Origin of the sequence: uncultured Streptococcus sp., from assembly GCF_915066115.1 — a bacterium.
Taxonomy (GTDB): domain Bacteria; phylum Bacillota; class Bacilli; order Lactobacillales; family Streptococcaceae; genus Streptococcus.
The window spans coordinates 1-6,358 of the sequence record NZ_CAJZDT010000111.1 but is presented as its reverse complement, the minus strand read 5'-3'; the positions used below and the strand labels follow the sequence as shown (position 1 = coordinate 6,358).

At 32.9% G+C, this 6,358-nt stretch carries 8 protein-coding genes; all 8 read left to right on the top strand.

The window, feature by feature from the left end; all coding sequences use genetic code 11:
* The coding region (locus QZ565_RS07575) for a hypothetical protein (protein WP_295527767.1) at window positions 1-1,935 on the top strand (1,935 nt) is incomplete at its 5' end.
* The gene (locus tag QZ565_RS07570) at window positions 1,935-3,035 is read left to right on the top strand and encodes a phage tail tip lysozyme (RefSeq protein ID WP_295527763.1); all 1,101 of its coding nucleotides are present in this window, start codon (window positions 1,935-1,937) and stop codon (window positions 3,033-3,035) included. The genes QZ565_RS07575 and QZ565_RS07570, both read left to right, overlap by 1 nt.
* 20 nt (window positions 3,036-3,055) lie before the next feature.
* Window positions 3,056-3,886 (top strand): LPXTG cell wall anchor domain-containing protein, encoded by an 831-nt coding sequence (locus QZ565_RS07565; protein ID WP_295527761.1) that lies wholly within the window; start codon window positions 3,056-3,058, stop codon window positions 3,884-3,886.
* A gap of 10 nt (window positions 3,887-3,896) precedes the next feature.
* Window positions 3,897-4,724, top strand: a complete 828-nt coding sequence (locus QZ565_RS07560) for a hypothetical protein (RefSeq protein WP_295527758.1) — start codon at window positions 3,897-3,899, stop codon at window positions 4,722-4,724.
* An 85-nt stretch (window positions 4,725-4,809) separates the two neighbouring features.
* A complete protein-coding gene (locus QZ565_RS07555; protein ID WP_295527756.1) occupies window positions 4,810-5,364 on the top strand; it encodes a hypothetical protein in 555 nt (184 codons plus the stop codon).
* A gap of 59 nt (window positions 5,365-5,423) precedes the next feature.
* Entirely contained in the window at window positions 5,424-5,675 is a 252-nt protein-coding gene (locus QZ565_RS07550; protein ID WP_084919846.1) for a hypothetical protein, read from the top strand.
* Window positions 5,668-5,913, top strand: coding sequence for a DUF4160 domain-containing protein (locus tag QZ565_RS07545; RefSeq protein WP_001127471.1), 246 nt, complete (start codon window positions 5,668-5,670; stop codon window positions 5,911-5,913). The genes QZ565_RS07550 and QZ565_RS07545 overlap by 8 nt, the downstream gene beginning before the upstream one ends.
* A gap of 65 nt (window positions 5,914-5,978) precedes the next feature.
* On the top strand, window positions 5,979-6,358 hold a 380-nt coding region (locus tag QZ565_RS07540; RefSeq protein ID WP_295527748.1), incomplete at its 3' end, for a hypothetical protein.

Below are 6,358 nucleotides of genomic sequence, written 5' to 3'. Positions count from 1 at the left end.
TTTGATAGGAACACGAAAAAGCCTAAACTGGTTGATTCTTCTGAAAATGCTAAAAAAATATTAGATACGGTTAAGAAAGAAGCTGAGGAAAAAGAGAATCAAAAGAAAAAGGAAGCAGAAAATAGCAAACTGACTTATGAGAATTATAAGTCTAAGATGTCAGATTTAACAAGTAAAGTTTACTTTGATAAAAAGTTTTTTGGATTTGATTCCAATGTTAATTATTTCTTTAATTCTATGGTTCAGTCTGTTTTTTGGCTTGGAAAACTTATTTTCTATGTAGATGCACAAGTTTATATTGCTGTTGAAGGAATGAGTGATGTTAGTGGATTGTTGAATGAAACTGTAAATAATTCTAGTAAAGTATTTTCTTCTTTGTTTAGTCGAGAAATTATTTATTTGGTTGGTGCAAGTATGGCAGTTTATTTACTGTATTTGTTTGCGACTGGAAAAGGTAGTTTCTTCAAAACATTGATAAAAATGTTATTGATTTATACGTGTATTGGAGTTTATTTCATTCAACTTAATGTAAATGGTCAAAATAAGTATTTGATCACTCATGTATATGATAGCTTTAGAACAACAACAATTACCTTGAATGGGGAAATTACAAAAACTTTAACTGGTGAAAGTAAAAATGGAGTAGAAACATATTTTTCTGAAACTTTGTTGAAGGGATATAAGTATATGAACTCTCCTGTAAAAGAAGATGGTTCATTTCTTCTTTCTGAAAAAGAATTTGAAGATTTAGCTGCTTATAAGCAAGGTGATGGAGATCATTTAGTTGGCGATAAAAAAGTCAAGGATCTTGCAAAAGATAAAGACCCTGAAAACAAGATGTTAAAAAATGAGTGGGGCTTAAAATTTATGTATGCCTTTGCTTCTGATGTCGATATTACTGTGATGGGAACGATTTATTTATTGTTAGGTTTGTCACGATTCTTCTTTTTAATCGTTTTTATCTTTTTAATCGTATTGTTACCATTTATCCTTCTTCTAAGTCTGTTTCCTAAGATGGAGCATTTATTGATTGGATTTAATAAAAAAGGAATATCAATGCTTGCTTTATCATCAATTATGCTTTTAGCAACTAGTATATTTTCATTCTTTTACAATACTTTAACTGAATTCATCTCTACTGCTGTAGGTGGTGATTTACTAGTTACAGTCTTTTTAAAAGGTGTATTATTGTTTCTAATGTGGAAGTATAGACATTCGCTTTTATCAGCATTTTCAAGAGTAACCAATAGTCCTGTTGGTAAGATTGGTCGAGAAATAAGCAATTCTCAGTCTGTTCAAAAACTGAAAGAAAGATTGTCAAAAACAGGTAAGACTGGTTTGAAAGCAGGTGGAAACGGACTCAAAGTTGGTGGACAGTTTGCTAAAGGTGGATTGAAGATGGGTAAAGATAAGTTGAGTGAAAATCTTAAAACTTTACGAAAACAAAGTCCATTGGTGGAAAAGGTTGCTGAAAAAGGTGATGTGATTAAGAATCGAATGAATTCGATTAAGGAACATAAAAAAAGTTCAGTTAATGCTTTAAAAGAAAAAGGCAGTAGAACGCTAGCTAAACTTTATGAAGTGAGAGCCAATGCTTTTAAAGAGGGAAGTGTTGATAGAAATTTGTTAGAAGATAAATGGAAATCAAGAAAGAAACAAGCTAAAAAATTTGCTGGTCAGAAAAAGGCTTCTCGTGAGTCCATTCAACGGTTGAAGGAAGAACGGTTGAAGAAAGGTCAGAAGCCATTTAAAGAGAATCAGGAAGGCTCAGTGAAACAGAAAATGCAGACTTTGAGAACGGTCAATCCAAAGTCTGTGGAAAGAAGAAAAACAGTTGTAAAAAATCCTAAAAATGAAGAAATAACTTCTAAAGCCATTTTAAGTAAGCAAACCAAAAAATTGAAAGTTAAAAAAAGGAAAAAGGTTGAAATTTGATGGGTAACAAAACAGCGAAACGCTTTGGATTCTTTTTCGCAAGTCTTATACCTACGTTTTTAGTGATTCTCTTAATTCTTCTAAGCGTTATCGGAGTTGTTTCTGCTGGTGGTTCATCAGGTAGTACGACTGGAAAGAGAACAAGACTAACAGCGCAAGAGGTGGCTCAAAAGGCAAATATTTCTGTTGAAAGAGCAGAAGATGTCATTAAGATTTTAAACTGGCAACTCTCTAAGGAGAAATTTACTTTAGAGGGTGCTAGTGGTTCACTTGCCAATGCTGAAAGAGAAAGTGATTTTAATCCTAAACTAACGAATCCATCAGGTGGAGTTGCTGGCTATTTTCAATGGTCAGGTTGGGATAATACTATCAATGGTGATCGCTGGAGAAATGCTAGTTCTCGTACTTTAGATAGTACGGTGGAACTGGAATTGATGTCTTATGAGTTGAATCATGGCTATAAAAAAGTAAAAGACTATATGCAAAAGGCGACTGATCCTTTTGAAAGTGCAAAATATTGGTCTGAACATTATGAAGGTGTCTCACTTTCAGACGGTCAGACAAAATTAGGGAAGCTGGAAAAGGATAGTAAGAAGTGGTATGAAGTCTTTAAAGGTACGATTGAATCCGATGGTTCTTCAGGTGGGAACGCAATAGCTGGTAGTGCTGATGTGCCATTTGGTCAAGTTTCAACTGATTTACCTAGTGGATATTCGATTGATAAGGAAATAACAAAAGAAGGTTATATTACTCAGTCTTATCCTTATGGTCAATGTACTTGGTATGTATTCAATCGAGCAAAAGAATTTGGAATACATTTTGATCCATACATGGGGAATGGTCGAGACTGGGCGCATAAGTCAGGATATGAAGTAACGAATACTCCTACAAAACATTCTGCTCTTAGCTTTCAAGGGGGGCAAGCAGGTAGTCATAGCTTTTATGGCCATGTAGCTTTTGTCGAAGATGTGAGAGATGATGGTTCAATTTTGATTTCTGAATGTAATGTAATTAAACCAATGCAAGAAACAGGAATTACTGATTATCGTGTATTTACTGCTGAACAAGCAAAGAATTTTTATTATGTAATTGGAAAATAAAGAAAAAAGAGGAAAAAAATATGAATAAAAAAATTGTAACACTAGTTTGTGTAACTGTATTAAGTGGCTTTGTAGCTGGTGTAAATGCTGATGAATTAACTTTGGGTGGAAGTGTAGCTTCTAAACAAGATACTGCTGGTTTAGTTGTGGCAGAACAGCCAAAAGAAGAACAGCCTGCTGTTGTCCCTGCTATTCAAACTGAAGGTGAGAATCTTGATTTAGGTAATAAAACAGAAAAAGAGCCTTCAAAAGATAATACAGGAGTTGTGTTAGAGCCTACAACTCCATCTGAAAAGCCGAAGGAGGAAAAACCAAAAGAAGATAAACCTTCTGAAAATCTTGGAAAAGATTCTGAGAAACAGCAGGAAAAGGATAATACAGGAGTTGTTGTAGAACCTAAAACTCCATCAGAACAGCCGAAGGAAGAAAAACCGAAAGAAGAAACGCCAAAAGAAGATAAGAAGCCTGCTGTAGAAGAAGCTCCTGAAATTAAAGAAGCGAAGCAGAAGGCAGAAGAAAATGTTGGTGTGAAGGAAACTGACGAACCTAAACCATTGAATGTTACCAAAGAAGAAATCAAAGAGCAGCCTATTGAAACGAATACAGGTCATACAGTTGTATCTACCAATCAAGGGAAAGTTGTAGTTGAAACAAGCGAAGGTGATTATGCTGAAAAAGAGCCTTATGAAATTGGTGCTGTGAAGCAGTCTGACGGTACAATCGCTTTGAAAGATAAAGATGGAGAATTGAAAGTTCTTCCGAATACAGGTTCAGCTAGTACAATTTTCACAACTATTTGGGGATTTGTAGGATTGATTGCGACTGTTTGGGGTAAACGTAAATTGAATTAAGGGAGACAGAATGAAAGAGTTGTTTAGAATTTTGAGGGAATCTGATAAATTGGGATATAAATTATCTGCGATTTGTGGAGTAAATTGGCTGCTAGGTCAGTTGTTTAAATGGCAATCTTTAGTGTTTGAAATGATAGCGTGTGCCGTTCTGATTAAGAAAATATCAGCAATACTTGAAATTAGTTCAAATTATTTAGGATTTTTAATGATTATTTTTATCTTAGCTGTTCCCTTTTCAAAATTGCGTTTTGGTGTTGAGAGATTCATTTATTCATTTTCTGAAAGTATTGTGTTAGTCTTGATTTTTTCAATCGCAGTAGATTATCCATTTCAAGAGAATGAATCTTCATTATGGATTCTAATGGCTCTTTTTAGTATTGGTATTTGTTATTTTATGAAGTGGTTTCAAGCAAAACTTTTTCAGCGTTATCTATTCAAAAATATCTTAAACAAGGCCTACCTTGGAATTCGAAAATTAAAAGATGAGTTACCTCCTAAAATCAATTTTTTTACGGAAGCAGGAGAAAGTGATGCAAATCAGCGAATGGTTATGATAAATAAACATGCAATAAAAGAGACTTATCAAGGAATTGTAGAGTTAAGTTTTTTGAATGTTGAAAGATTTACTGGTATTGCTTATTCTAGAGAAGCATGGAATGGTGTTGAAGCTCCTTTGAAAAAAAGATTTTCTGATGTGGATGAAATATATCATTTAGTGTTTAGAGTATATCCTTTTGGAAAAAGAATAAATTTATCTTTCAAATTGATTCGATTAGATTTAAGTCGAAGAAAGGCTTTTACAGTGGAAGGTGTAAAAGTAAGATTAGTAAATGAATAAGGCAGAGGAAACTTTGCCTTATTTTTTCTTTTTAGGAAATATGATAAGATAGAAAGGAGAAAAAATGATAGGAGACTATTCAATTATGGATTGGGTAACATTTGGTGGAATTGTAGCAACGATAGCTTCATTAGTTGGTATTGCTATTAAGTTAGCACGAGATAATAGTGGTCTTAAAGCTGAAATGAAGGCATTGTCAAAAGAACGTGAAATGGAACACGATAGCTTATCTAAAGAGCATATCGCCCTTTCTAAAGAACACGATAGCTTGTCTAAAGAGCATGCTTCTATTAAAAAAGATACAGAATATATTTCAGATGAAATGAAACAAGAGAAAATGGCTAGAGAAATTTTGTATCAAAATACTACAAAAGCTAGAGAAATTTTAGATACAATGGATTTGATGAAAGAAGTTGTACTTCAAAATTCAAAATTAACTCAAGAAGTAACAAGATTGAAAGTAGAAAACTTTGATTTATCTAGTAGTAATTCTCAGTTAGATAGTCAACTATGTAAAGTGTATCCACTTTTAAGAAAGATACATGGTCAGTTAGCTTCTCTTGAAGATTATTGCAGTACAGAAGAAGCACAAACACTTTTGAAACGTGTTGAAAGTCAATTATCTGAATTGACAAAGTAGTGTAAGTGACAATTTTAGAAAAAGTGATATAATAAAAGAAAGTGAAAGGAGAAGGAATCATGATTAAAGAGTTTGGTGTTACAAATTTAGAAGTAACCAAAGAAGATATTTCCAAAAATCCTAACAATCCAATTCTGCGTATGTATGATGATGAAGAATTGATTGGTACATTTAGTATTCTTACTGGTGAAGTCTTAGAGGATTTTGACTTGGCAGATTATGATGTTCGATTTGCACAAAAACAAATTGAATTGAATCGTGATAACTACCTTGAAACGTGGAAGGACTACGTGGGGTTATTACATGCCTAAGTACTCTTTCTTAAAGTATGGTATTGAGATTCGTCCGAACGAACACAACCATAAAGGTCAGATGGCTCATATTCATATTTATATTCATGGCGAGGAAGTTGGATCAATGTTTTTAAATGGTGAACTTCGTGATGGAAAGTTAAAGTCAAAAGATATGAAAATAGTAAGACAATATGTTTTAGAAAATGCAGATGAACTTCAGGCTTTATGGAATGAGTACCAAAAAAGTGCATATTAAAGGACAAGTCAGAAATGGCTTGTTTTGTTTTTTGTGATATAATAATGTAAAGTAGGAGAATAACTATGAGCAATAACAGTGATAAGATAAAACAGTTTTTTTTAAGAACTGTTCTTAAAAATCGTGGTGGTTTAAGTGAAGTATATAGAAATAAGGTTAATTCTTTTTCTGATGAAGAATTGAAGGTAGAGTACAGTGAATTAAAATCAATTTCTGAAAGGAAGGGAACGATAGCTAATTCATTGATTTTAGTATTGTTTATTGCTTTTTTGGGTGGTTTGTATAAGGTATTTGTAGATTTTGCTAATAAAGTTACTAAGGCTTATGGACTAAGTAATGAATCTTCTGTTTTGGTAAATGGCTTATTTATTTTAAGTGTGGTCATATTCGTTATTGTTTTGTTTTTTATTGTATTTTATTTGTTAAGAGTTTCTGAGAAGAAAAA